21 protein-coding genes are annotated in these 23,721 nt (G+C 72.2%); 7 read left to right on the forward strand and 14 right to left on the reverse strand.

Features of this window, described 5'->3' with window-relative positions; genetic code table 11:
- Nucleotides 1–141: 141 nt before the first annotated feature.
- The 5 genes from ABD879_RS01580 to ABD879_RS01600 all read right to left on the reverse strand — a co-directional run bounded on the left by ABD879_RS01580 (nt 142) and on the right by ABD879_RS01600 (nt 4,993).
- Complete coding sequence (locus tag ABD879_RS01580; RefSeq protein WP_345016640.1) at nt 142–1,446, reverse strand: serine hydrolase domain-containing protein; 1,305 nt, start codon at nt 1,444–1,446, stop codon at nt 142–144.
- A 154-nt stretch (nt 1,447–1,600) separates the two neighbouring features.
- On the reverse strand, nt 1,601–2,233 hold the full coding sequence (locus ABD879_RS01585) for a TetR/AcrR family transcriptional regulator (protein WP_345016642.1): 633 nt from the start codon (nt 2,231–2,233) through the stop codon (nt 1,601–1,603).
- Nucleotides 2,234–2,663: 430 nt separating this feature from the next.
- A complete protein-coding gene (locus ABD879_RS01590) occupies nt 2,664–3,602 on the reverse strand; it encodes a DUF1963 domain-containing protein (RefSeq protein WP_345016644.1) in 939 nt (312 codons plus the stop codon).
- Nucleotides 3,603–3,862: 260 nt separating this feature from the next.
- Entirely contained in the window at nt 3,863–4,102 is a 240-nt protein-coding gene (locus tag ABD879_RS01595) for an EF-hand domain-containing protein (RefSeq protein WP_345016646.1), read from the reverse strand.
- A gap of 213 nt (nt 4,103–4,315) precedes the next feature.
- The gene (locus tag ABD879_RS01600; protein WP_345016648.1) at nt 4,316–4,993 is read right to left on the reverse strand and encodes a macro domain-containing protein; all 678 of its coding nucleotides are present in this window, start codon (nt 4,991–4,993) and stop codon (nt 4,316–4,318) included.
- Between the two features lie 370 nt (nt 4,994–5,363).
- Here ABD879_RS01600 and ABD879_RS01605 point away from each other — a divergent pair, with 370 nt between their 5' ends.
- Entirely contained in the window at nt 5,364–6,920 is a 1,557-nt protein-coding gene (locus ABD879_RS01605) for an ADP-ribosyltransferase domain-containing protein (RefSeq protein WP_345016650.1), read from the forward strand.
- A gap of 60 nt (nt 6,921–6,980) precedes the next feature.
- Here the strand turns inward: ABD879_RS01605 and ABD879_RS01610 are convergent, their stop codons facing one another.
- Nucleotides 6,981–7,970, reverse strand: a complete 990-nt coding sequence (locus ABD879_RS01610; RefSeq protein ID WP_345016652.1) for a sulfotransferase — start codon at nt 7,968–7,970, stop codon at nt 6,981–6,983.
- A 495-nt stretch (nt 7,971–8,465) separates the two neighbouring features.
- Between ABD879_RS01610 and ABD879_RS01615 the strand changes: the two genes are divergently transcribed.
- Nucleotides 8,466–8,930, forward strand: coding sequence for a four-helix bundle copper-binding protein (locus tag ABD879_RS01615; protein ID WP_345016654.1), 465 nt, complete (start codon nt 8,466–8,468; stop codon nt 8,928–8,930).
- Between the two features lie 283 nt (nt 8,931–9,213).
- On the opposite strand, the gene ABD879_RS01620 is transcribed toward ABD879_RS01615, so the two are convergent.
- From ABD879_RS01620 to ABD879_RS01655, 8 genes are all read right to left on the reverse strand, one after another.
- Nucleotides 9,214–10,005, reverse strand: a complete 792-nt coding sequence (locus tag ABD879_RS01620) for a nitrilase-related carbon-nitrogen hydrolase (RefSeq protein ID WP_345016656.1) — start codon at nt 10,003–10,005, stop codon at nt 9,214–9,216.
- A complete protein-coding gene (locus ABD879_RS01625) occupies nt 10,002–11,168 on the reverse strand; it encodes an ester cyclase (RefSeq protein ID WP_345016658.1) in 1,167 nt (388 codons plus the stop codon). The genes ABD879_RS01620 and ABD879_RS01625 overlap by 4 nt, the downstream gene beginning before the upstream one ends.
- Nucleotides 11,169–11,199: 31 nt before the next feature.
- Nucleotides 11,200–12,516: a histidinol dehydrogenase gene (gene hisD / locus ABD879_RS01630; protein ID WP_345016660.1), complete on the reverse strand. Its 1,317-nt coding sequence runs from the start codon at nt 12,514–12,516 to the stop codon at nt 11,200–11,202.
- A gap of 47 nt (nt 12,517–12,563) precedes the next feature.
- The gene (locus tag ABD879_RS01635; protein ID WP_345016662.1) at nt 12,564–13,589 is read right to left on the reverse strand and encodes an ester cyclase; all 1,026 of its coding nucleotides are present in this window, start codon (nt 13,587–13,589) and stop codon (nt 12,564–12,566) included.
- 8 nt (nt 13,590–13,597) lie between these two features.
- Nucleotides 13,598–14,989, reverse strand: a complete 1,392-nt coding sequence (locus tag ABD879_RS01640) for an ABC transporter substrate-binding protein (protein ID WP_345016663.1) — start codon at nt 14,987–14,989, stop codon at nt 13,598–13,600.
- A complete protein-coding gene (locus ABD879_RS01645) occupies nt 14,986–15,771 on the reverse strand; it encodes a carbohydrate ABC transporter permease (RefSeq protein WP_345016664.1) in 786 nt (261 codons plus the stop codon). Before ABD879_RS01645 ends, ABD879_RS01640 begins: the two co-directional genes overlap by 4 nt.
- A 32-nt stretch (nt 15,772–15,803) precedes the next feature.
- Complete coding sequence (locus ABD879_RS01650) at nt 15,804–16,769, reverse strand: carbohydrate ABC transporter permease (RefSeq protein ID WP_345016665.1); 966 nt, start codon at nt 16,767–16,769, stop codon at nt 15,804–15,806.
- Nucleotides 16,770–17,893: 1,124 nt separating this feature from the next.
- Entirely contained in the window at nt 17,894–18,889 is a 996-nt protein-coding gene (locus tag ABD879_RS01655) for a LacI family DNA-binding transcriptional regulator (protein WP_345016667.1), read from the reverse strand.
- 121 nt (nt 18,890–19,010) lie between these two features.
- Here ABD879_RS01655 and ABD879_RS01660 point away from each other — a divergent pair, with 121 nt between their 5' ends.
- The 5 genes from ABD879_RS01660 to ABD879_RS01680 are packed head-to-tail and all read left to right on the forward strand — an operon-like array spanning nt 19,011 to nt 23,650.
- The gene (locus ABD879_RS01660; RefSeq protein ID WP_345016669.1) at nt 19,011–20,150 is read left to right on the forward strand and encodes a cupin domain-containing protein; all 1,140 of its coding nucleotides are present in this window, start codon (nt 19,011–19,013) and stop codon (nt 20,148–20,150) included.
- Nucleotides 20,147–20,818 carry an alpha/beta fold hydrolase gene (locus tag ABD879_RS01665; protein ID WP_345016670.1) on the forward strand — a complete coding sequence of 224 codons (672 nt, stop codon included), beginning with the start codon at nt 20,147–20,149 and terminating at the stop codon, nt 20,816–20,818. Before ABD879_RS01660 ends, ABD879_RS01665 begins: the two co-directional genes overlap by 4 nt.
- 20 nt (nt 20,819–20,838) lie before the next feature.
- Nucleotides 20,839–22,149 (forward strand): histidinol dehydrogenase, encoded by a 1,311-nt coding sequence (hisD, locus tag ABD879_RS01670; RefSeq protein WP_345016671.1) that lies wholly within the window; start codon nt 20,839–20,841, stop codon nt 22,147–22,149.
- Nucleotides 22,146–22,913: an SDR family NAD(P)-dependent oxidoreductase gene (locus ABD879_RS01675; protein WP_345016672.1), complete on the forward strand. Its 768-nt coding sequence runs from the start codon at nt 22,146–22,148 to the stop codon at nt 22,911–22,913. The genes hisD (ABD879_RS01670) and ABD879_RS01675 overlap by 4 nt, the downstream gene beginning before the upstream one ends.
- Entirely contained in the window at nt 22,910–23,650 is a 741-nt protein-coding gene (locus tag ABD879_RS01680; protein ID WP_345016673.1) for an HpcH/HpaI aldolase family protein, read from the forward strand. Before ABD879_RS01675 ends, ABD879_RS01680 begins: the two co-directional genes overlap by 4 nt.
- Nucleotides 23,651–23,721: the final 71 nt, after the last annotated feature.

Here is a 23,721-nt window from a genome sequence, read left to right on the forward strand (position 1 = left end):
GCGGCCGGAACGCCGCGGTGACGTGGAGAAACGCTAGGGATTCGCCGGCCCGGAATCTTCCCCGCACAGTGGACATTCGCGTGTAGCTCGCACGGGGGACAAGCACGGCCGCCGGGTTCCGGTGGCGGGCGGGTCGCGCGGCTAGAAGTAGTCGCCGAACAGGTCCTTGGTCGGCCAGGTCTTCAGGTTGTTGGCGACAGTGTGCAGGGGCGCGCTGAAGTCGCTGTAGGTGTAGGTCAGGCCGGACGGGTCGTCGCGCTGGTCGAACAGCAGCGCCCACGTCACGCCGTCGTAGCGGCGGGTGACGATCGTGCTGGTGCCGTCGTAGGCGCCGTCGTGCCAGGTGTTGCGGCCGCCGGTCACGTCCCGGACGAACCAGCCGAAGCCGTAGTAGGAGCCGCCGGAGTTCAGCCCGGTCTCCGGCTTGGCGAAGATCGAGGCGATGGAGGAGTCGTTCAGCACGCTCGTCCCGCCGTCGAGGATCGTGGTGAAGCGCACGTAGTCGACGGCGGAGGCCAGCCAGCCGCCCATCGCGGTGCGGTTCTCCACGTTGAAGGTGCCGTAGGGGGCGGGGACGGTCGTCCCGGCCGCGTCGAACACCGACGGGCCGGTCCGCTGCGAGAAGTAGGGGACCTCGCCCGGCGCGCGGTCGGCCCGCATGGTCTTGCCGGGACGCATCCGGGTGATGCCGACCGGCTCCAGGACGTGGCGTTGGACGTAGTCGGCGTACCCCATGCCCGAGACCTCCTCGATGATCTGGCCGAGCAGCAGGTAGCCGTAGTTGCTGTAGGCGTAGGCGGTGCCGGGGTCGTGGTCGAGCGGCAGGCCCGCCCCGTAGCGGACCATGTGCTCGCGGGTGATCGGCAGCGGGACGTTCAGCAGCTGGGCGATGGCGCGGTCCTTGTAGGTCGGGTCGCCGGAGATGTTCCGGTCCCAGCCGCCGAGGTGCTGGAGCAGGCGCCGCACCGTCACCCGGCCGAGCCGCGGGTCGAGCGACCGGCCGGGCGGCGGGGTCAGCGTCAGCAGGTCGGTGACCGGCGTCGACAGGCTCAGCCGGCCCGCCTGCACGAGCGTCATGACGGCCGTCGCGGTGATCGGCTTGCTGAGGCTGGCGAGCCGGAACAGGGACGTGGGCTGGACGGTCAGCGCGGGGTCGTCGCTCCAGGTGTAGCCGCGGGCGTGCAGCAGCCTGCCGTTGCGCATCACGGCCAGCGCCCCGCACGGGATGCCGCGGTCCTGCATCAGCTTCTTGACGGCCGCGTCGAACCCTTCCAGCCCGGCGCCCGCCGTCCCGGTGACCCGCCACGTCCGGGCCGCCGCGGCGCCCGTCCGGGCGGCCGTGCGCGCCTGCGTCGAGCAGCCCCCGGCCAGGGCGGGCACGGCCAGGCCGAGCCCGGCCAGTCCCATGAGCCTGCCGAAGTCGCGTCGGCGGAGTTCCTGCGGCACCCGTCCTCCTCTGATTCGCTGCGCCCCGCAATGGGATGATCACGGAAATTACATGATCACGAAGGGGGGCGGGTGCCCTTTTCCGGCAGATGACGGACGGCGGACGCGCGGACGCCGCGCGTCATGCGGCACCGCGCCGGACCGAACGGCCAGGTCAGGGGGTGCCGGCCTGCCCCGCGGACCCGGTGAAGACTCCGGCGTTCCACAGCACGCGCACATGGCCGATCAGCGGCGGTCCGAGGGCCCGCAGCGCGTCCGGGTCGCCCTCGGCGACGGCCGTGGTCACCATCGCGCCGGTCGCCGCCACGACCACCCGGCAGCCGAAGCGGCCCGCCTCGTCCGTCGCCCCCAGCAGGTCGGCGAGCGCCTCGGTGATGGCCTCCTGCAGCCGGGCGCGCCGCCGCAGCGCCTCGGGCCCGGCCGCGTGCACCTCGACGAGGAACAGCCGCGCGTAGGCCATCTCCTCGGCCAGCGCGCGCAGGTAGGCGGTGATCGCCCGCTCGAACAGCGCCAGCCGGTCCCCCGCCTGCTCGGCGGGCGGTCCGCCGCCGAGCGCCCAGCCCGCGCCGTCGTCGACCGCCTCGGCGATGCGCCGCAGCAGCAGTTCGCCCGCCGCCTCGAAGGTGGCCATGAAGCAGTCCAGTTTGGACTCGAAGAGTTCGTAGAAGCTCTGCCGCGACACCACGGCGCGTTTGAGCACGTCCGCCACCGATGTGGCCACGTACCCCTTCTCCGCCATCACATCGGCCATCGCGCGGCACAGCCGCGCCCGTTGGATTCGCTGCACCTCCGCGCGCGGCAAGGCATGGCGCCCGCGAGGCAGCCGGCGGGCCCCTGGATCATGCATCCGACCACGATAAGCGACGGGCCGGGCGGTCACTCAGACGCTATTGTCTTTTTGAGACCGGGGTGGTTCGTGCAACCGCTGGAGACATCGGACCCCCTGCAGATCGGGCGCTACCGGATGCTCGCCCGGCTCGGCCGGGGCGGCATGGGCAGGGTGCCGCCCGGCGCCGGATCGGACGGACGGCTGGTCGCGGTCACGCTGGTGGACGAGCAATGCGTGCACGTCGACGGGTTCCGCGCCCGGTTCCGCCGCGAGGTGCGGGCCTCCCGCAAGGTCGCCGGCGCGTCAACCGCGGCGCTGATCGAGGTGCACCGTGCCGCTGACGCCGTCGGGGTGCGGGGCGGGGCTGGGAGGCCGGGCGGCTGCTCGTTCAGTAGACCCAGGCTTCGGTGCCCGGTGACGAGCGGCCGTGGACCGCCGCGGGGGCCGTCGCGTCGGCCGTGAAGACGAGCGGGCCGTCCCCCCACCCCTCGTAGAGCACGAGCAGGGAGTCACTGGCGGGCGAGCACGGACCGTCCTCGTTGTCGTAGCCGGGGGTGTGGGCGGGGGCCGAACGTCCGCACGGGCATGCCCCGCCCGGAGGCGGGCAGGGGTTCGGGCGGCCGATGAGCATGCCGCCCCACTGCTCCCCCTCGTTCAAGGCCGCGCGCACCAGGTTCCGCTGCACCTGGGCGAAGAACTCCCACGCGCCGTCTTCCACGTGCTCGTCGAGCTCGGCCGCCACCGCCTCGATGCCCCGGCTGTGCCAGCCGTACTTGTAGTCGTCGTCCAGGAACAGCGTCCGGCGCAGCACCACCGGCTGGGGGCGGTCGGGTTCGGGGCCGCAGCCGCCTTCGTCGATGAGGTGGTCCAGGCCGGCCGGTGGAGCGGCGGGCCGCAGTCCGCCGGCGGGGACGTCGGCGTGCATGACGACGTGGTCGGGCTCGGTTTCGATCACGCCGCTCTCGTTGCGGAAGAACCACAGCCGGCCGTGGGGAGGCAGCCACCCCGCGTCCGCCGCGCAGGGGACGTCGGCGAGGTCGATCTGCGCGAGGAAGGCGAGCGCGGCGGGCCCGGCACCGTCCCTGCCGCCGGTGGGCCAGTCCCATCCGTGCGGCAGGTCGGGGCGGCCGCCGATCCGGGAGCCGCCCGTCCGCACCGGTCCGTCGTGCGGAACCAGCAGCCAGGCGGGACGCACGAGCGCGCGCAGCCGGTCGGTGACCCGCTCGACGTCCGCCTCGGGCAGGTCGTCGGCCTCCCGGACGGCCGCCGTCAGCAGCATGTCCAGGTCGGCCGCGAGCAGATGCCGGTTCCTCGGTTCCTTCACCATGCCTTCCGCGCTGTCGTTCGGGGCGTCACCGCGGCGGTCAAGATAGCGCCTCCCCGGGCCGGGTGCCGTCCGCGCCGTGGACCACGTGCGCAAACGAGTTGACGCCATGCCCTGGCCCGGCCGAAGTGACCTCCCGTCCACAGGGCCCACACCGGTGCGAGTGGGGCGGACGGCGCGCGGCGTCCACCGGCCGGCCGCGGCGGCGAAAGACCGGGGAGGGCCGGGCGGTGGACCACCGCGTCCGCGTCAGGCCGGGCGTTTCAGTTGGCGGAGCCGAGTTCGGGCAGGTTCTGCGCCAGCGGCACGAACTCGTCCGCCGTCAGCCACCCGTCCTTGTCGGTGTCGTACTCGGCGAACAGCGCCCCGACGATCCCGGACAGGTCGTTCACCTCGGCCGCCGGGAACATTCCCGCGATCGCCGCGGTCACCTCTTCGACGGTGAGCCGGCCGTCCCCGTCGGTGTCGTACCGAGCGAACACCGCCTTGTACTGATCGGACATGATCCCCCTCCGCGACGCAGCCGATGGCCCCCGATCGTAACGACTTCCGGAGGAGACGATCGCCCCGAACGGTGCGAACGCGGCGAGCAGGCCGGTGTGCGCCGTATCGGTGCCCCCCGTCTCCGCCCGGCCGTCGCGACGGTGCCGCGCGGTCGCGCCGAGCGCCTGCCGGGCCGATGCGCCGCTCGCCGGGCGGCCCGGTTCGCGGCCCGGTCAGCGGCGGGAGGCGCGGCGCTTGGGCGGCTCGATGCGCACCCGCTTGTCCTCGGGGGCGTTCTCGATGTCGTCGAGTTGCGCGAGGACCGTGGCGCGCAGCTCGTCGTAGTCGTCGAAGCGGTAGTCGTTGAACAGCGTGTAGCCCGCCCACATCAGGTTGGCGCACACCCGCGGCGGGACGCGGCCGGTCCGCGCGCCCATGCCGACCAGCGCGACCGACGTGATGCTGCCCGGGGCCCGCTGGTTCTGCCGGTGGATCGCCTGGAAGGCCGCGGCGCACGCCAGCGCCGTGTTCATGGTCGCGCTGATGTTCTGCGCCGACCGCTCCATCGTCGGCGTCGAGATCAGGAACCGGGGGGCGGCGGCGCCGGACGGGACGCACACCGCGGCGCCCACCGGGAGCCGGCCGCCGAACTCGTCGCGGATCGCCCGCTGCACGCGCAGCTGGATGCCGGCCCCGAGGTGCATTCTGACGACCGCGTCCAGCCCGCCGTCCATCCGGCCGCGGGAATTGGTCGGGCTGCCCCAGGCGTCGGCCTGCACATCGAGAATCGAGCCGTTTCGGATCTCGATTCCGGGAGTGTCGGCGAACGCCGACCGCCACGCCTCCACCACGTTGTCGTTGATGTCGGTCAGCACCACCCGCAGCGGCGACGGAAAGCGATTGACGGTCATGAAAAAACTCCGATCCGGGGGGACGGACTTTCCACCGTCCAGGACGCTATCGCGCCCCACCGACAGAACGCCCACCCCCGGAGAGCCGTCCCGGATCGTCACGATTGCGGACGCTCTGACCTGGTGTTAGCCTGCCGCAAGCCTTCCGCGGGCGAGACCCTGGAAGCCGACGCCCCCGGCGGGAGAACCCACCGCTCCCCGCGGACGGACCGGGTTCTCCCCCGCACCTCCAGGGCCTTTCACGTGGAAATCCAACCCTCGTCCGGCCTCGTTTCCGAAACGGCACGGTTCGACAAATTCGGAGCCTCACGATGAGCGACGCAGAAACCCCCGTGCAGCCCGACCCGAACGACCCGCTGCCCTCGCGGAATTGTTCAAGGGCGGCGGCGAGCCATGGCTTCCGCTGCTGAAGCCGGTCATCGAGGCGCAATCGGATGCGGCCACGTTCGTCGGCCCGGGGCGCAGCCCGCAGATCGTGCCCGTCCGGGAGCTGACCTTCCAGGCGCTCAAGCCCAACCCGCCGCACAAGTGGAAGGTCGTCGTCTTCGGCCAGAACCCCTACCCGCGGCCGGAGAGCGCCACCGGCATCGCGATGTTCGACAACACCTTCCACGACTGGGCGGACAGCCAGTTCGGCCGGGTCGTCAGCATCCGCTGCATCATCAAGGCCGCGGCGATGTGGAAGTACGGCATCCCCAAGAAGACCCCGATCGCCGACGTCCGCGCACTGCTGAAGGAGCACGACACCGTCCAGCCGCCCGAGTGGTTCCAGGCGATGCTCACGCAGGGCGTGCTGCTGCTGAACACGGCCCTCACCGCCAGCGCCGACGGGGCGGTGCGGCCCGACCGGCACACCGCGTTCTGGCGCCCGGTCGTCGAGCGGATCATCGAGGAGATCCTGCGGGCCAAGCAGAACGCCGACGAGGCCGACCGCGGCGTCGTGTTCGCGTGGTGGGGGGCGCACGCGCGCAACCTGAAGAAGGTCGTCCTGCGGCTGCAGAACAAGTACCCCGCCGTCGAGGTCCGCCACATCGACCACGCCAACCCGGCGGCGCAGGGCGACATCTTCTGCGAGGGCGACCACTTCGCGCTGGTGAACGCGGCGCTGGCCGCGCTGGGCGCCGACCAGATCGACTGGCTGCCGAGCAAGGGCTGGCGGAAGGCCGCGGCGGAGTCCGGCACGGCGGACGAGGACACGGCCGAGCGCATGGGCGCGTTCATCGCCTCCACCATGGAGCTGCACCAGCTCTACCTCGAGCGGCTCGCCGGTGTCAAAGACGAGGGGCTCGTCCTGCCCCCGATCACCGGCGTGTTCGACACCCCGCTCATGGCCTTCCGCGACGCGATCGCGCCGGTCGCCAAGCTGCTGCCGGGCCTGGACTTCCACGTGGAGTCGGCGCACGCGTTCGGCGAACGCAAGGCCGCCGCGTCGGCCGACGGCCCGACCGCCGACGAGATCGCCGCGCTCTACCTCTACACCTGCGAGTCCGCGTTCTACCGGCGGATCAACGCCACCCTGCGCGACCCGGACCGGACCAAGGCCGTCCCGTACCTGCCGTACCTGCGGCTGCTGTTCTCGGCGGTGTCGCGGCTGCCGGTCCGCAAGGAGCCGCTGTGGCGGGGCGTGTCGCTGGACCTGCGCGCCCAGTACCCGCCCGGCCGCACGGTGACGTGGTGGGGCGTGTCCTCCTGCACGTCCAAGCTCGGCGTGGCGCGGGCGTTCCTCGGCAGCCGCGGCAAGCGGACGCTGTTCGAGATCACCCCCGCCCGGGCCGTGGGCATCCGCAGCTTCTCGGCGTTCACCGACGAGGAGGAGTTCATCCTCCCGCCGGGCACTCGGCTCACGGTGACGGAGAAGAAGACCGAGCGCGGCGGCCTGTGCACCGTGAAGCTGACCGAACTGGACGAGCAGCCCCTGGTCTCGTGACCGCGTCTCGTGACCGCGTCTCGTGACCGCGTCTCGCGACCGCCCGCGCCGAGCCGGTGTTCAGCCGCGCCTCCGGACGGCCGTGTGGACGATCTCGGCGACGTTGTAGCCGAGGAGGCTCGCCACGTCGGCCAGTCCGGGGGCGCTCAGGATCGCGTTGGCCTCGCCGACGTTGAGGCTGCGATGCCAGCGGGTGTCCTCGACGGGCTTGCCGTCCTGCCAGTACGCCCGCGCGTGCGCGACGAACTTCTCCGCCTCCTCGCGCCCGGGGCCGTCCAGGCGCTCGATGAACTTGGCGAGCTGGTCCTTGCCCACGTAGGGCACGAAGGAGCTCCAGTTCCCGCCGGTGTCGTGCAGCCGGGTGCTGTCCGGTTCGGGGTCCAGCGGCAGGTGCAGGAAGGCGCTGAGGCGTTCCAGCGCGCGTTCGGGGTCGGCCATGTAGTCCTCGTAGCGCACCGTCAGCAGCGGCAGCCCGAACGTGTTGACGGTGCGGAGGGCGTCGACGTAGGTGTCCCGCCAGATCTCGGCTCCCCGCCACAGCGGCTCGCCCGTCCGGTTCCGGTGGCTGATGGCGAAGGCGAACGGGTTGCGCACCGTGGCGATCACGGCCACCGGGGTGCGGTTGGCCGGGTCGGCGCCGCGCTGCTCGACGGCGTGCCGCAGCCATGCGACGTACTTGCTGCCGTCGATGATGGCGGAGGCGCCGAGCGACCGCGCGAACTGCCCGTGCATGCCGAGGATGTCGTCGTAGGACACGCGTTCCCGCAGCGCGTCGGTGAAGTGCCGGCACTGTTTGCCGAGCAGGGAGCAGGGGCCGCACCGCCGTCCGGAGGTCGGGTGGCTGAGCTTCGGGAACTGCGTGAAGTTGTTCAGCTCGCCGACGTAGTGGGCCCCCTTGATGCGGGTGGTCATGTCGCGCCCGATCAGCGTCGAGCCGGAGAACAGGGTGCCGACGACGAACACCGAGGCCGGGGGCCGGTCCTGCCTCTTGGACAGCCTCAGCCGAAGGTTCGTGCGCCGCGCCGGGGCCTCTTGCGTCTCAGCTTCCATTTCCACGTCCACGGATCAGGATCGGTGTGCCCTCGCACCCGGTGCCGCCTGGACGGGCGTGTCGCCGTGGCTTGAGGAAGTCGTCTCGCGCTCTCTCACCGGCCGGGGGCGGAAGCGGCGAGATGACCGCGCAGACATTGTGCCCGTAACCAGCGAGAACCGCAGCAGCCACTCCCGGCCGCCGCTGCCCCGTCCGCATCCGGACGGACCGCACCGCGATGCCTGCCGGCCCACATCGCGGACCACGAGCGCGCGAGCACCGTGGACGTGGACGAAGCCCCATGCGCTGACCACATTCCGTAGGGCTTCACATGCAGATCGTGATGCATGGTGGGTGAAAGGGCCATCTGGGGGATCCGTCGCCTCCCCGCGTACCGCGCCTGCGTGGACGACTCCAGAAACCGTGTTCAGCGAAGTAGCGCGGCGGTCGGCGGCGCCGGACGTTTGCCCGGCCGCCGGAGGGTAGGGCAGCACCCGGATAGCGAGGTGATTCCCATGACGTACACAGCGCAGATGCTGGACACCTACCCGGCCGAGATCAATCTGGAGCACGACCGGCTGTCCCATGTCATCGACGCGCTGACCAGCTGCGCGCAGGCGTGCACCGCATGCGCCGACTCGTGTCTGTCGGAGCCCGCCGACGAGCTGCCCCGGCTGGCCCGCTGCATCCGCGACAACCTCGACTGCGCCGACATCTGCACGGCCACCGCCGCCGTGCTGTCCCGGCACACCGGTTACGACGCCCGGCTGACCAAGGCGCAGGTCGAAGCGGCCATCCAGGCCGTCAAGACCTGCGGCGACTCGTGCGCCGAGCACAGCGACCAGCATGCCCACTGCCGTCTGTGCGCCCAGTCCTGCCGCGAGACCGAGCGGGCGCTCAAGGGCCTGCTGCCGCTTCTCGAGCCGAGCGGCAAGGGCGCGCAGCAGCCGCACCGGGCGGCGCCCCAGCAGGGCATGTGAACGGCGAGCGCCCTGGCCTCATACCGGGTGTGAGGCCAGGGCGGCCCGTTTCAACGCGAACGCGAGACCGAGACGATCGGTGCTCAAGGTCAACGTGGAACCGGGACGACCCGCGCCCAAGACCGACGTGAGAGCGGAACGATCGGTGCTCCAAGCCACCGTGAGGCCGGAACGATCCGCCCCCAAGGGCCACCGCGGAACCGGGACGGCCCGTGCACAGGGCCAACGCGGGACCGGGACGATCGGTACTCAGAGTCGGCGTGGGAGCGGGACGGCCCGTCCCTCACAAGGTGTAGAGGGACGGGCGGCGGTCGCCGAACAGGTCGTTGCGGGGGGAGACGGCCTTGGACGCGGCGCGCTCCGGATCGATATCGGCCGCGGCGTCGGGGCCCTCGGCGAGCACCCAGCCGTCGGCACCGACGATCGCGGTCCCCGCGGTCCACTCCTGGCCCCGCTCGGTGCCGGACCGGTCGCAGCAGGCGATGGCCATCCGGTTGACGCGGGCCGCCGCCATCGCGATCACCACCTCGGGCGGGCGCTCCCCGTCGGGGCGGTCCACGAGCGGCCAGTTGACCGGCGCGGCGACCAGGCGGGCGCCCGCCAGCGCGAGCGTCCGCGTCATCTCGGGGAACTCCAGGTCGTAGCAGATCAGCACCCCGACCGGCCCGGCCGCGGTGGCCACCACGGGGGGCGGCCGGTCACCGGGCGTGAACACCAGCTTCTCCCGGTCCCACAGGTGGGTCTTGCGGTAGACGGCGCGGACGCCGCCGCGGTCGACGACGGCCGCGCTGTTGTACAGGCGGCCGTCGTCGCCGCGTTCGCAGAACCCGCCGACGACCACGGCCCGGCCGGCGGCCGACGCCCACTCCCCGAACAGCGGATGGGCGGGTGTCACGGCGACCGCCGCGGCCTCCTCCGGCGACGCGAAGACGTAACCGGAGGTGGCCAGCTCGGGCAGGACGACGACGTCCGCGCCGCCCGCCGCCGCGGCGCCGATCGCACTCGCCGTCAGCTCGCGGTTGGCGGCCAGGTCCCCCAGCCGCGGCGCGAGCTGACGGCAGGCGACGCGGATCACTGGGCGGGCGGGTCGTCGCGCAGGATCTGGGCCAGGACGTCGAACTCGTTGAACAGCGTCCACTCCTCCACGATCCGGCCGCCGGAGAAGTACAGCTGCGAGATGCCCCACAGGTGGACGCGCCGCCCGGTCGGCCGCCCGTACATCCCGTAGCCGCGGTGCGTGCCGACCGCCGTCCACCGCACCGACGCCGCGTAGCCGTCGCGGTCGTTGCCCATCCAGTAGACCTCGTCGACGTGCATGCCGAGGTCGGGGAAGGTGGCGAGCAGGTTGCGGGCCATGCCGCGCACGTCGGCGCGGCCGTAGCCGGTGCGGTTGGTGGTTCCGTGCCAGCGCACGTTCGGGGCGTAGGCGCGGTCGATGGCGCTGAGGTCGCGCCGGTTGTAGGTGTCGTGGAACAGCGCCCGCACCGTGTGCTCCAGGTCGAAGCCGGCGTCCGGGTCGGCCGCCGGATAGGGCTGCGGCTTGCGTCCGCCGGTCAGCCGCTCGACCTCGGTGATGTTGCGGTCGGCGAACGGCAGGGCGCCGCCCTCGTTGCCGAACGCGCGCGCCGCCTCGAACACGTCGATGCCCAGCTGCGCCAGCTTGGCGGCCGTGTTGTAGAGGACCCACTCCTCGTAGATCTCGTTCTCCCGGACGACGCAGTTGGCGATCACCCAGGTCTCCAGGCGGCGGCCGGTGGGCGGGCCCCAGCGCCACGGGCCGGTGTGGTGCCCGATGTTGATGGCGCGGTGCGAGGTGACGAAGCCCTGGTCCTCGTCGCCCGCCCAGATCACGTCGTCGGCGTAGTGGCGGCAGTCGGGGAAGGCGTTGATGCTCTGGATCGTGCCGTTCACCAGGCCCTCGACGCCGTACCGCAGGCCGCTGTCGTCGTACAGGCGGCAGCCGGGGCTGTAGGTGTCGTAGATGTAGCCGACGTCCTGGTCCTCCCAGATGCGGTGGGTGATGCGGACGATGTAGTCGACGATGTCGGTGTAGGTGTCCTCGAAGCCCCGCATCGGCTGCCGGCGGGCACCGTGCACCGGGCCGCCGGGCAGGTCGGCGCCGTTGCCCGGGCGGACGGAGATGGAGAAGTCGGGCGGCATCGTCCGCTGGATCGGCGCGTTCATGGCGATCGGCGCGCCCGCCGGGCGGTCGGGCCCGGATTCGCGTTCTGTCTCCATATGCTCTCGGCCTTTCTGTGTTCGGTCGGGGTCAGCGGTAGCGGGCCAGGCGCAGCGTCGCCGTCGCGCCGTGCGCCGCCATGCCCTCGTACGCCGAGATCACCTCGACGGCCTCGGCCAGCAGCGGCGTCGCCTCCCGCGAGGCCCGCTGGAAGGTCAGCGGCTTGAGGAACCGCGAGACCGACAGCCCGGCGCTGTGCCGGGCGCCGCCCGCCGTGGGGAGCACGTGGTTGGTGCCCGCCATGCCCTTGTCGGAGTAGGCGACCGTGCTCCACTGCCCGAGGAACACCGATCCGTAGTTGTGCAGCTCGTTCAGGTAGTAATCATCGTCGGCGGTCTGGATCTCCAGGTGCTCGGGGGCCAGGTCGTCCATCAGCGCCACCGCGGTCTGCCGGTCGGCGGCCCAGGTCACCGAGCCGTGGTCGCGCCAGGCGGGGCCGGCGATGTCGCGGGTGGCAAGGCCCGCCAGCTGCCGCTCCACCTCCTCGATCACCTTGACGCCGAGGGCCTCGGAGGTGGTGACCAGCGCGGCGGGCGACTCGGTGCCGTGCTCGGCCTGGCCGAGCAGGTCGGCGGCGACCAGCTCCGGGTCGGCGGTCTCGTCGGCCAGCACGGCGACCTCCGACGGCCCGGCGAGCAGGTCGATCGCGACGGTGCCGAACAGCTGCCGCTTCGCCTCGGCCACGTACGCGTTGCCGGGGCCGACGAGCATGTCGACGGGACGCTCGCCGAGCAGGCCGAACGCCATCGCGGCGAGCGCCTGCACCCCGCCGAGCACGTACACCCGGTCGGCGCCGGACAGGTACGCCGCGTACAGCACGGCGGGGTCGGCGCTGCCGTCGCGGCGCGGCGGGGTGCACGCCAGCACCGTCTCCACCCCGGCGACCTTGGCGACCCCGACGGTCATGCACGCGCCCGCCAGCAGCGGGAAGCGGCCGGCCGGCAGGTAGGCGCCGACCCGCTGGACCGGGACGTACCGCTGCCCGGCGACCAGGCCGGGGGCGAGTTCGACCTCGAAGTCGGTCAGGCGGGCGCGCTGCTCGCGGGCGAACGCCGAGGTCCGCTCCACGCCGAGCTCCAGCGCCCGGCGCAGTTCGGGCGACAGGTCGTCGCCGGCCCGCTTCAGGTCGTCGCGGGAGACCTCCACGTCGGGGCGGTCCCAGCCGTCCAGCTCGCGGGCGTAGCGCAGGACGGCGTCGATGCCGCCGCGCTCGATGTCGGCCAGCATGCCCGAGACGCGCTCGGCGACGCCCGGGTCGGTCTGGGCCGCGGGCGCGTCGGAGCCGGGCGCCTTCAAGATCTTGTAGGCGCCGTCCAGCTCGGCGAGACGGGCAGGGGTGAAACGCATGTCACAACCTCACGTTCAGGGTCGGTAGTTGCCGAGGGGGACGGCCGTCAGGGGGACGGCTCGTCGCCGCGGGCGTGGGCGATCTGGGCGCGGATCGCGATCTCGTCGTAGATCCGCCATTCCCGGACGACCCGGCCGTCGCGGAAGAGGAACTGCGAGGCGCCCAGCACGTCCACGGGGGAGCCCGTGGTCCGGCCGTAGCGCGGGATGCCGTCGTAGACGCCGCGCAGGACCCACACCACGGCGACGCGGACGCCGCCGTGCGGGGCGGAGTGGTTGGCGGCGACGTCGCGGATCTCGATCCGCCCGCCGGGGAACGGGGCCAGCAGGTCCAGCAGGGCCCGCTGGTAGCCGTCGGGGCGGATGACGTCGCGGTGCCCGGCGGTGTGGCAGGTGACGTCGCGGGCGATCCAGTCGGTGACCCGGTCGAGCCGCCGCCCGTTCCACACCTGTTCGATCAGTTCGCAGACGTGCTCGCACTCGCCCCGGAACGCCGCCCCGCCGTCCGGGCGCGGCCCCGAGTCACCGCGGGTCAGCGGAGACTTTGGGGGTGCGCTGCGGACGACGCCGCCGGGGGCGAAGGCCAGGTCGCGGGCGATCGCGTCCGGGTCCAGGCCGAGCGCCTGCACCACCGCCAGTTCGTCCCGGACGACCCATTCCTCCTGCATGACGCCGCGCCGGTACAGGCAGGTGGCGATGGTACGGGACGCGAACGGCCGGTGCGTGGGCGGCCCGTAGTGCGACATCCCGGTGTGGGTGCCCGCGCTGAACACGCGGTGCGAGCTGACGAACGCGTCGTCGCCGCGCGCCTCCCACACCACGTCGTCGGCCTGCCCGACCCGGTCCGGAAACGCGTTGATCTTCTGCAGCGTCCCGGAGACCACCGGTTCCACGCCCCGGACCGTTCCATAGGCGCCGTGCACGACGGAATCAGGGGCGTAGTTCTCGCGGATCAGGCCGATGCCGCGGCGCACCCAGATCCGGTCGGTCCACTCGACGATGAACTCCTCCGGATCCCGGTACGGGGCGTAGGCCACCTCGTTCAGGGCCGGGGCGGTCTGTTCCTGCTGCATGGTCGCGGTCAGTTCCCTTCACCCTCGCTGATCTGCCGGATGCGCTTGGCCGCCGCGTTCAGCTCGGTGCGCACGTCCGCGCCGTGCGCCATCTTGTTGATCGCGACCTCCAGGGCGTCCTGGATCTGCGGCCAGTCGATCGAGGTGGGGATGATGCGGCCGTTGCGCAGCGCCGCCTCCTGCAGCTTGGGGACGCCGCCGTTGACCCTGTTGACCTCCTCGTCCAGCATGTTCGACACGTGGACGGCGACGCCGGTGGCCTTCGCGGGGTCGGACTTGTCGAGCGCGACGTCGCGTTCGGTCTTGGGGTTGGTGAGCCACTTGAGGTACTCCCAGGCCGCGCCCTGCTTCTCGGAGCTGCGCAGCACGCCCATCAGCCAGGTCATCCCGTAGGACACGCGCGCCTTGCCCGGCATCCCCGGAAGCTGCGCGGGCAGCACGTTCTGCGCCACGTCCGGCTTGACCTTCTGCGGGTCGGTGAAGTCGTCGTACTGCCAGGTCCAGGTGAGGACGGTGTTGGCGTTGCCCTGCTCCATCGACTGCGTGGCCTCGGTCTCGGTCCAGTTGGTCGACGCCGGCGGGCTGTACTGCTTGCGGACGATGGAGATGTACTTCTCGGTGGCCTCGATGCCCTCGGGCCTGTTGAAGGCGACGCGGCCGTCCTTGTCGAACACGTCGCCGCCGTTGCTCCACAGCATCGACAGCCAGGTGAACAGGTTCTGGCCGCTGCCCCGCCCGTACTGTCCGGCGAGCGGGTGCCGCGAGTCGCTCTTCTTCAGCCTGTCCAGCTGGGAGAGGTACTCGTCCCACGTCTCCGGCGGTTTCAGGCCGAGCTTGTCGTAGGTGTCCTTGCGGTAGTAGAAGGCGTAGGCGAAGCCGCGGAACGGGATGCCGTAGACGGTGCCCTTCGGGTCGCCTGCGGTCGCGGCCTCGCGGAACGGCGGCGGGTAGTCGTCGAGGTTCATCCCGGACCGCTTCATCACGCCGTCGAGGGGCTGCACCCCGGCGCGGACGGACGCGCCGAACGCGTCGGTCCAGGCGACCAGGTCGTAGGTGCCGGTGCCGAGCGCGCTCTCGGCGACGATCTTCTGCAGGAACGACTCGTAGGGGATGTTGGCCCACTCGACCTCGATCCCGGTGCGCGGGGTGAACTCCTTGCCGGTGCGCTCCCGCAGCCCGAGGAACTGCGCGGTGGTGTTGCAGCAGATCAGCAGCCTGATCTTCTGCCCGCCGTACGGCTTGCCGGTGAGCAGCCCCAGGTCGTCCACGGCGCCGGTCCGGACGACCTCGGTCAGGTCGTGGTCGTCCTGCGCCGTGGCGCAGCCGCCGGCGAGCAGCACACCGGCCAGGGCGAGGGCGACGGGCCGCGTCGCGCGCCGCCGCAGCAGGGCCAGCCTCATTTGATCGCTCCCATCGTCATGCCCTGGGCGAAGTGCTTGCGGACGAACAGCGACAGCACCAGCATCGGGCCCATCACCATCAGCCCGGCGGCGGCCATCTGGCCCCACGCCACGCCTTCCGGACGCACCAGCGTCATCAGCCCGACCGGCAGCGTGGTCGCCTCCTCCTTGGCCAAGAAGGTCGGGAACAGGAACTCGTTCCACGACAGCAGGAACGAGAACACCGCGCAGACGAAGATCCCGGGGGCCGCCAGCGGGGTGACCACCCGCCACAGCAGCCGGATCTGCCCGCAGCCGTCCAGCCGCGCCGCCTCCTCGATCTCCAGCGGCAGCCCGTCCACGAACCCCTTGAGCAGCCAGGTGATGTACGGGACCACGATGGACAGGTTCACCACCACCAGGGCGGTCCGGGTGTCCAGCAGGCCCAGGTCGCGGAAGAGCGTCAGGAACGGCAGCGCGATCGCCACCCCCGGGATGAACTGCGTGGCGACCATCGCCAGCAGCATCGACCGGTGCCCGGGGAAGCGGTGCCGGGAGAACGCGTAGGACGCCAGCAGCGCCATCGGGATCGCGATCACCGTGGTCGCCACGCCGACGATCACGCTGTTGGCGGTCGCCGCGACCAGGTCGTTCTCACCGCCGATGATGCCGCGGAAGTTCTCCAGCGTCGGCGAGAAGAACGGCGAGGTGGAGAACGCGTCCTTCTCGGGACGGAACGCGGTGATCGCCAGCCAGAGGATCGGGAACAGGACGAAGAACAGGATCGCCAGGGTCGCCGCCACGTGACACGCGCGACCGAGGATGCGGCCGGGCTTCATTTCGCCTCCTGCCGGGCCATGAAGAACAGGTACAGCGCGGCGAGCACGCCCAGGGCCACGACGAGGATCCAGGAGATCGCCGAGGCGTAGCCGATGTCGAGGAACGTGAACCCCTGCGCGTAGGCGTAGAAGTTGAGGGTCTCGGTGGCCCGCCCGGGACCGCCGCCGGTGATCGTGACGACCTGGTCGAACAGCTTGAGCGAGAACACCGCCTTGAGGAAGATCACGATCAGCAGCAGCGGTCGCAGCAGCGGCCAGGTCACGTAGCGGAACCGCTGCCACGCCCCGCAGCCGTCCACCCGTGCCGCCTCGTGCACCTCCGGCGGGATCGAGCCGAGCCCGCCGAGCAGCATCAGCGCGATGAGCGGGGCCCAGCCCCACACCTCGGTGAGCACCACCACGACCTGCGCCCAGAACGGCTCACCGAGCCAGTTCACGTCGGCGGTGAACGGCAGCACCGCGCCGATCATCTTGTCGTACACGCCGTGGTCGGGGTTGAGCATGAACCGCCACGAGAAGCCCTTCAGCGCCGGGGCCACCGCGAACGGCAGGATGAGCAGCGCCTTGGTGAGCGCGGTGAGCGGGCCGCGGCGGTTGAGGATCAGTGCGATCGCCAGGCCGAGCCCGACCGACAGCGTCACCGACAGCAGCGTGAACCAGGCCGTCACCCAGACGCTGTTGAAGAAGGTCCCGTCCTGGAAGGCCCGGACGTACTGATCGAAACCGACGAAACGCCCGGGCGTGCGCGTCTCGTTCAGCCGCCAGTGCCGGAAGCTGGTCACCAGCGCCGACACCAGCGGGTACACCGTGGTGAGCACGATCGCGATCAGTGCGGGGGCCAGGTGCGCGTAGGGCACCGCCAGGTCGCGCCAGCGGCGCCGGCCTGATCGCCGGGTTCCCTTGGCCGAGGCCCGCCGGACCCTCTCGGGGCGCGTCGGCTGCTCGGCCGTGGCCGCGGTCATGGCGCGTTCCATCTGTTCGGCTTCACTGCGGTCTCCTTTGCGGCGGGGATCGCGCGGGGGGCTGAGGTGTCCGGCAGTGTATGCGTATTCACAACCGGGGATCAAGGCGTCACCAGGGACTTTCTTCCTCAAGATCCCGACTTTTGGCCTGTTCATCCCCACCCTAGGCGCCACCCGGCATGCCCGATCCACGCCGTGCGAATATCCGTATGCACGCCTAGCCGAGGGGCGAACCGGACAACCGGGACACAAGCCGGAACCCGTATGCGCGCCGTCTCCACACCTCGAACCCGGGCCTGCGCAGGCCGAAAACCCAGCCGCCCCACCATCCCTCACGACCACCTCCTGCCCCGCCCACCGCGCCCGCCCGCGCCGCCCCGGAAGAGCTGAACAGCGAAGCAAGCCCGACCGAGGACGCGGCAAGGCTGATACCGGGGCAGCCTGCCCCGCCCCGCCCTGACCGGAAGCCGCCGATACCGGTGCGACATGACGGGGCCGCATGAACACCCGCCCCCGAAGACCTCGGCCAAAGCCCCGATTCCACGAGCCCCCCTGACCAGCGCTCCCGGAACGCCCACCGAACCGCGCTCCACGGGCCGCAGGGCGACACTCCCGCCTGACGGGAAACACCGCCGAAACCGAAGCGGCACCCCGCAGACACCTGTTCCCGGAAGACTCAGGACCCAGAGAGCCCGCAAACCCCTGGAGGCAGGTGCGCTCGCCGTCCAGCACGCCCACGACCAGGCAGCCCAAAGACCACGACAGCGCCGCCAACGTGAACGGGGACCGGACGATGACACCGGAGCAGGCTTGATGACCAAGGCACACGTCCAGGCCGACACAGCTCGAAGCAGCGCGACGGAACCGCAGAAGCGCCCGCCCTACTCAGCGGGGCCGAGAGCTGCGGCACCGCCGACATGAACGGGGACCCCAGAGAGCGACGTCCCCGCCTGACGGGAAGGCACCCCCGTGTGCCCCGGAGCGGCGCCTCGCGGACGCCTGTTCCTGCGGTCCTCGCGAACCTTGGAGCAGGTGCTCACCGTCCGGCGCGCTCAGTGCAGCGACCGGAGCGACCAAGGACGACGGCCCCGCCGGTGTGGGCGGCGGGGCCCGGGGCGGGGCTCTCAGGAGGGGGCGGGGGCGTGGGTGCGGCGGAGGATCAACTCGGGGGTGTAGACGACGCGTTCCAGGTCGGCGTCGGGGCTGGTGATGCGGGCGACCAGGAGGCGGGCGGCGGCGCGGGCCATGCCGTGCAGGTCGTGGCGGACGGTGGTGAGCTGGAACGCGGTCCAGGACGCCATCGGGATGTCGTCGAAGCCGATCACGGTCAGCTCGTCGGGGACGCGGACGCCGGCCTGCAGCGCCGCGTCCAGGGCGCCCAGCGCGATCACGTCGTTGCCGCAGAAGACGGCGGTGGGGCGGGGGTCGAGGGTCAGCAGCTCGGCCAGGGCGTCGCGGCCGGTGGTGTACTCGAACGGGCCGCGGCGCACCCGCTCCTCCGGCAGCCCGACGCCGACCTCGGCGAGCGCCAGCCGGAAACCGTATTCGCGGTCGCGTCCGGTGCTGGTGTCGTCCGGGCCGAAGATCCCGGCGACGCGGGCGTGGCCGAGCCGGGCCAGCTCGCGGGCCACCAGCCCGGCGCCGTGCCGGTTGTCGACCACGGCGGCGTCGGCGGGCGTGCCGCTCTCCCGGTTGAGGTAGACGAACGGCAGCCGGCGTCGGTGCAGTTCGGCGGGCAGGCCGGAGTCGAGGGTCGGAGTGGTGAGCACCACACCGTCGATCGAGCGGTCCAGCAGCCGTTCGGAGGCGATCACCTCGTCGGACCGCTCGGTGAACAGCATCATCCGGTAGCCCAGGCGCTCCAGCTCGTCGTGCAGGGGCGCGACCAGATGCGGATAGAACGGGTTGGTCAGGTCGGTGACCAGCACGCCGACGCGCTTGGTCGAGCGGGTGGACAGGCTGCGCCCGGCCTCGCTCGGGACGTAGTTCAGCGCCTCGGCGGCCTCTTTGACCTTGCGGCGCGTCTCGGCGGAGATCCGCGGGTCGCCCCGCAGCGCCCGCGACACGGTGGGCTGTGAGACCCCCGCCAGGCGGGCGACGTCTCGGCTGGTGATGCCCACCGGTCTGCCTCCACATGTTGTGCCGTACCGACGTAAGCATACGTCTTTCACGGCCGCTCCCAGGCGAAGACCGACGCCCTCGTTGACAGACCGATGTAACACTGCCGTATTGTGCATACGTATGAACACTATCCCCACGGTCCGGGTGGAGCAGGCCGAGCTGGCCCGGCGCACCATCCGGCGAAGCGACTTCGTCTCCTGCGACCAGGCGTTCATCGACTGCCGGACGCCCGGTTCGGACCGCAAGGAGAACTACGCGATGATCGGCCCGGGGGTCAGCCAGAGCCCCGGCCAGGTGATCAACCTCCGCGAGCCGCACGGCTTCAACGTCGGTGCCGCCGCCATGCCCAACGGCGTGACCAACAGCATGCACCTGCACTTCACCGCCGAGGTGTTCCTGTGCTTCCGGGGCGAGTTCCTGGTGCGCTGGGGCACCGACGGGGTGGACGGGGAGCTGGTGATGCGCGAGGGCGACATCGCCTCGATCCCCACCTGGGTGTTCCGCGGCTTCACCAACGTGGGTTCCGATGACGGCTGGCTGTTCACCACGCTCGGCGAGGACGACACCGGCGGCATCATCTGGGCGCCCTCGGTGCTGAAGGAGGCCGAGAAGCACGGCCTGTACCTGACGGCGGCGGGCGAACTGGTCGACACGGTCGCCGGCGACCCGCTTCCGGACGAGTCGCAGCTGGTCCGGCCGATCACGGCGGAGCAGATCGCCGCGTTGCGCACCTACAGCGCCGAGGAGATGCGGGGGCGCGTGGCCACCCCCGACGACCTGGTGTGGAGCGACGCGCCGTTCCTCGACTCCACGCTGCCCGGCGGCGGTGCCAGGCTCGCGGCGGTGGTGGGTTACGGCATCACCGAGGACCGCTTCCAGGAACCGCTGATCGGCAACCCGCACGGCCACTCGATCGCGTGGCTGCGGGCGCTGCCCGGGCAGGGGGTGTCACGGCACCGGCACGGCCGGTCCCAGGTGCTGATCGTCAAGGACGGCGAGTGGGAGGTCACGCTGAACGGTCCCGGCGAGGAGCTGTCGGTGCGGCTCGGCCCGTGGGACATGCTGTCGATCCCCGAGGGGGCGTGGCGCACCGTCCGCAACGTCGGCGACGCCGAGGCTTCCGCGGTCGTGGTGACCGGCGGTGAGGGCCGCGTCCGCCTGGAGTGGGACGAGGAGGTCGTCAGGCAGGCCGCCGACGCGGGCGTCGCCCTCGACCACGGCGGCTACCTGGCCCCCGCCGCGCTGGTGCCGCGGCGATGACGCCGACCGTCCTGGTGCCCGGCATGCTCTGCGACGCGGACCTGTGGTCCGGCGTGGAGCTGCCGGACGCCGTGCACGCCGAGATCACCGCACCGAGCGTCACCGGCATGGCCGAGCAGGTGCTCGCCGCGGTGGACGGGCCGTTCACGCTGATCGGCCTGAGCCTCGGCGCGATCGTCGGGTTCGAGGTGCTGCGCCTGGCCCCCGAGCGCGTGACGGCGTTCTGCGCGATCTCCACCAACGCGGCCGCGCCGACCCCGCGGCAGCTCGCCGGCTGGCGGTCCATGGCCGAGCGCACCGCCGCCGGCGGGTTCGAGACGGTCGTCCGCGACGACATCCTGCCGACGATGTTCGCCGAGCCCGGCCACGACGACCGGTTCTGGGGCATGGCCCGCCGCATCGGCCCGGACACCTTCCGCGCGCAGCTGGCGGCGCAGGCGACCCGCACCGACGCGTTCGGCGTGCTGGCGTCCGCATCGTGCCGGGTGCTGGCGGTGTGCGGCAGCGACGACGCCCTGTGCCCGGTGGCCTTCCACCGCCGGATCGCCGAGGCCGTGCCGGACCGGCGGGGACGGCTGCGCATCCTGCCCGGGGCCGGCCACCTGCTGCCGATCGAACGCCCGCGCGTGCTGGCGGGCCTGCTGAACGAGTGGCTGAACGAGAACTGACGACGAAGGAGAGCCGACCGGTGCCCCAGATCCTGAAGAAGCCCGTCCCCAAGGAACAAGTCGCGCACGACCTCGGCCAGGTCCGCGAACGCGTCGAAGCGATCATCGCCGACGTGCGGGAACGCGGCGACGCCGCCGTCCGCGAGTACTCCGAGCGCTTCGACAACTGGTCGCCGGAGTCGTTCCGGCTCGCCCCCGAGGAGGTCGAGCGGATCATCGCGGGCGTCCCGGCCCAGGTGATCGAGGACATCACGTTCGTGCAGGAGCAGGTCCGCGGGTTCGCGCGGCTGCAGCGCGACTCGCTGACCGACTTCGAGGCCGAGACGCTGCCGGGCGTGCGGCTCGGGCAGCGGCACATCCCCGTCGCCGCGGCCGGTGCGTACGTGCCGGGCGGCCGCTACCCGCTGACGGCGTCGGCGCACATGACGATCGTGACCGCCAAGGTCGCCGGGGTGCCGCGGGTGAGCGCGTGCACGCCGCCGATCCGCGGCGAGGTCCCGGCCGCCACGATCGCCGCGATGCACCTGGCCGGGGCGGACGAGATCTACCTGCTCGGCGGGGTGCAGGCGGTGGCGGCGCTGGCGGTCGGCACCGAGACGATCGGCCGGGTCAACATGATCGCCGGGCCGGGCAACGCCTACGTCGCCGAGGCCAAGCGGCAGCTGTTCGGCGAGGTCGGCATCGACCTGTTCGCCGGGCCCACCGAGATCCTGGTGATCGCCGACGAGACCGCCGACCCGTTCACCGTGGCGGTGGACCTGCTGTCGCAGGCCGAGCACGGCCCCGACTCCCCCGCGATCCTGGTCACCACCTCCGCCGACCTCGGCCGGGAGGTCATCGAACACGTCGAGCGGCTGCTGCCGGGCATGCCGACCCGCGACTTCGCCGAGCCCGCCTGGCGCGACCACGGCGAGGTGGTCGTCGTGGACTCGGTGGAGGAGGCGTTCGCGGTCGCCGACGGCTACGCCGCCGAGCACGTCGAGGTGCTCACCGCCGAGCCCCGGCGGGCGCTGGAATCGATGCGCGACTACGGCGCGCTGTTCCTCGGCGAGGGCACCTGCGTGTCGTACGGCGACAAGGTCATCGGCACCAACCACGTGCTGCCGACGCGCGGCGCGGCCCGGTACACCGGCGGGCTGTGGGTCGGCAAGTACCTCAAGACCGTCACCTACCAGGAGGTCACCGACCCGGCGGCGAGCGCCCGGCTCGGCGAGGTGTGCGGCCGCGCCTCGCGGGTCGAGCTGTTCGAGGGGCACGCCCGCTCCGGCGACGTGCGCGCCGCCCGGTTCGGCGACGCGTCCCTGCCGTGGCGCGACGAGGCGTACGCGTGACCGCGCACCGGGTCGCCGGGCGCACCGCACTGGTGACCGGCGGCGGCAACGGCCTCGGCCTGGCGATGGTCCGGGCCCTGGCCGGCGCCGGCGCCCGGGTGATCGCGGTGGGCCGGAACCGGGCCAAGACGGAGGCGGCCGTGGCCGGGCTGGCGACGCCGGGCCGGGCCGCCGCCTGCGACGTGTCCGACCCGCGCGACGTCGCGGCCCTGGCCGCCGAGCTGGCCGACGAGGAGATCTCCATCCTGGTCAACAACGCCGGCGTGCCGGGGCCGGTCAAGCCGCTGACCGAGATCGAGCCCGCCGAGTGGGACGCGGTCTTCGACGTCAACGTCCGCGGCGTCTACCTGATGTGCCGGGCGTTCCTGCCGCCAATGGTGGAGCGGGGCGCGGGCGACGTGGTGAACGTGGCGTCGGTCAGCGGCAAGCGCCCGCTCACCGCGCGCACCCCGTACTGCGCGTCCAAGATGGCGGTGATCGGGTTGACGACCACGCTGGCCACCGAGGTCGGACCGGCGGGCGTGCACGTCAACTCGCTGTCCCCCGGCCCGGTCGCAGGCCCGCGGATGGAGCGCAACTTCCGGTTGGAGGCCGAGCGCACCGGCACGTCCTACGAGGAGGCCGAGCGGGCGTTCGTGTCCCGCTCGGCGCTGGGCCGCATGGTCACCGAGGAGGAGGTCGCGGCCGCGCTGCTGGCGATGCTGTCGATGCCGGGCCTGTGCGCGGCCGACATCGACCTGTCCGCGGGAATGGTGGCGCGGTGAAACGGCGGGTGCGCGCCGGGGAGACCCTGGTCGGCGGCCTGCTGCGGATGCCCGGCGAGTTCCTCGTCGAACTCGCCGGGGTCGCCGGGCTGGACTACGTGGTGATCGACTGCGAGCACGGCCCGGCCGACCTGGTCGCGCTGCAGCACCATCTGACCGCGGCGCAGGCGCACGGCCTGCCCGTGCTGGTCCGGGTGGGGCAGGACGACCCCGGTCTCGTCCTGCGGGTGCTCGACCTCGGCGCGGCGGGCATCATCGTCCCGCACGTGGACACCCCGGAGGACGCCCGCCGCGCCGTCGCCGCCGCGCACTACCCGCCGCTCGGCGAACGGGGTTTCGCCACCTACAGCCGGGCGGGCCGGTTCGGGGCGGCGAGCATCCCCGGCCACCTGCGGGACACCGCGGACCGCACGCTCGTGGTGGTCATGGCCGAGACCCCCCGGGCCTGCGACAACGCCTCCGCCATCCTCGCCGTCGACGGCGTCGACGCGATCATGGTCGGTCCCGCCGACCTGTCGGTGGCGATGGGCCTGACCGGCGGCGCCGCCGAACCGGCCGTCCAGGAGGGCATCGCCCGGGTCCGCGCCGCCGCCGCGGAGTCCGGCACCCCGGTGATGACGATCGTCAACGCGCCGCCCCAGGCCGCCGCGGCCCCGCCGGGGCTGATCGTCTACAACCTGGCGCACGTCCTGCTGACGGCCTTCCGCACCCTCACCGAGACACGCCCCGCCCCCTGACCCCGGCCCGCGCGCCGCCGCTCATCCCAACTGCCGGCGCGCGGGCCGGAACCAATACGTCCGCCGGGTGT

This window comes from Actinomadura keratinilytica, assembly GCF_039539665.1.
Taxonomy (GTDB): Bacteria; Actinomycetota; Actinomycetes; order Streptosporangiales; family Streptosporangiaceae; genus Spirillospora; species Spirillospora keratinilytica.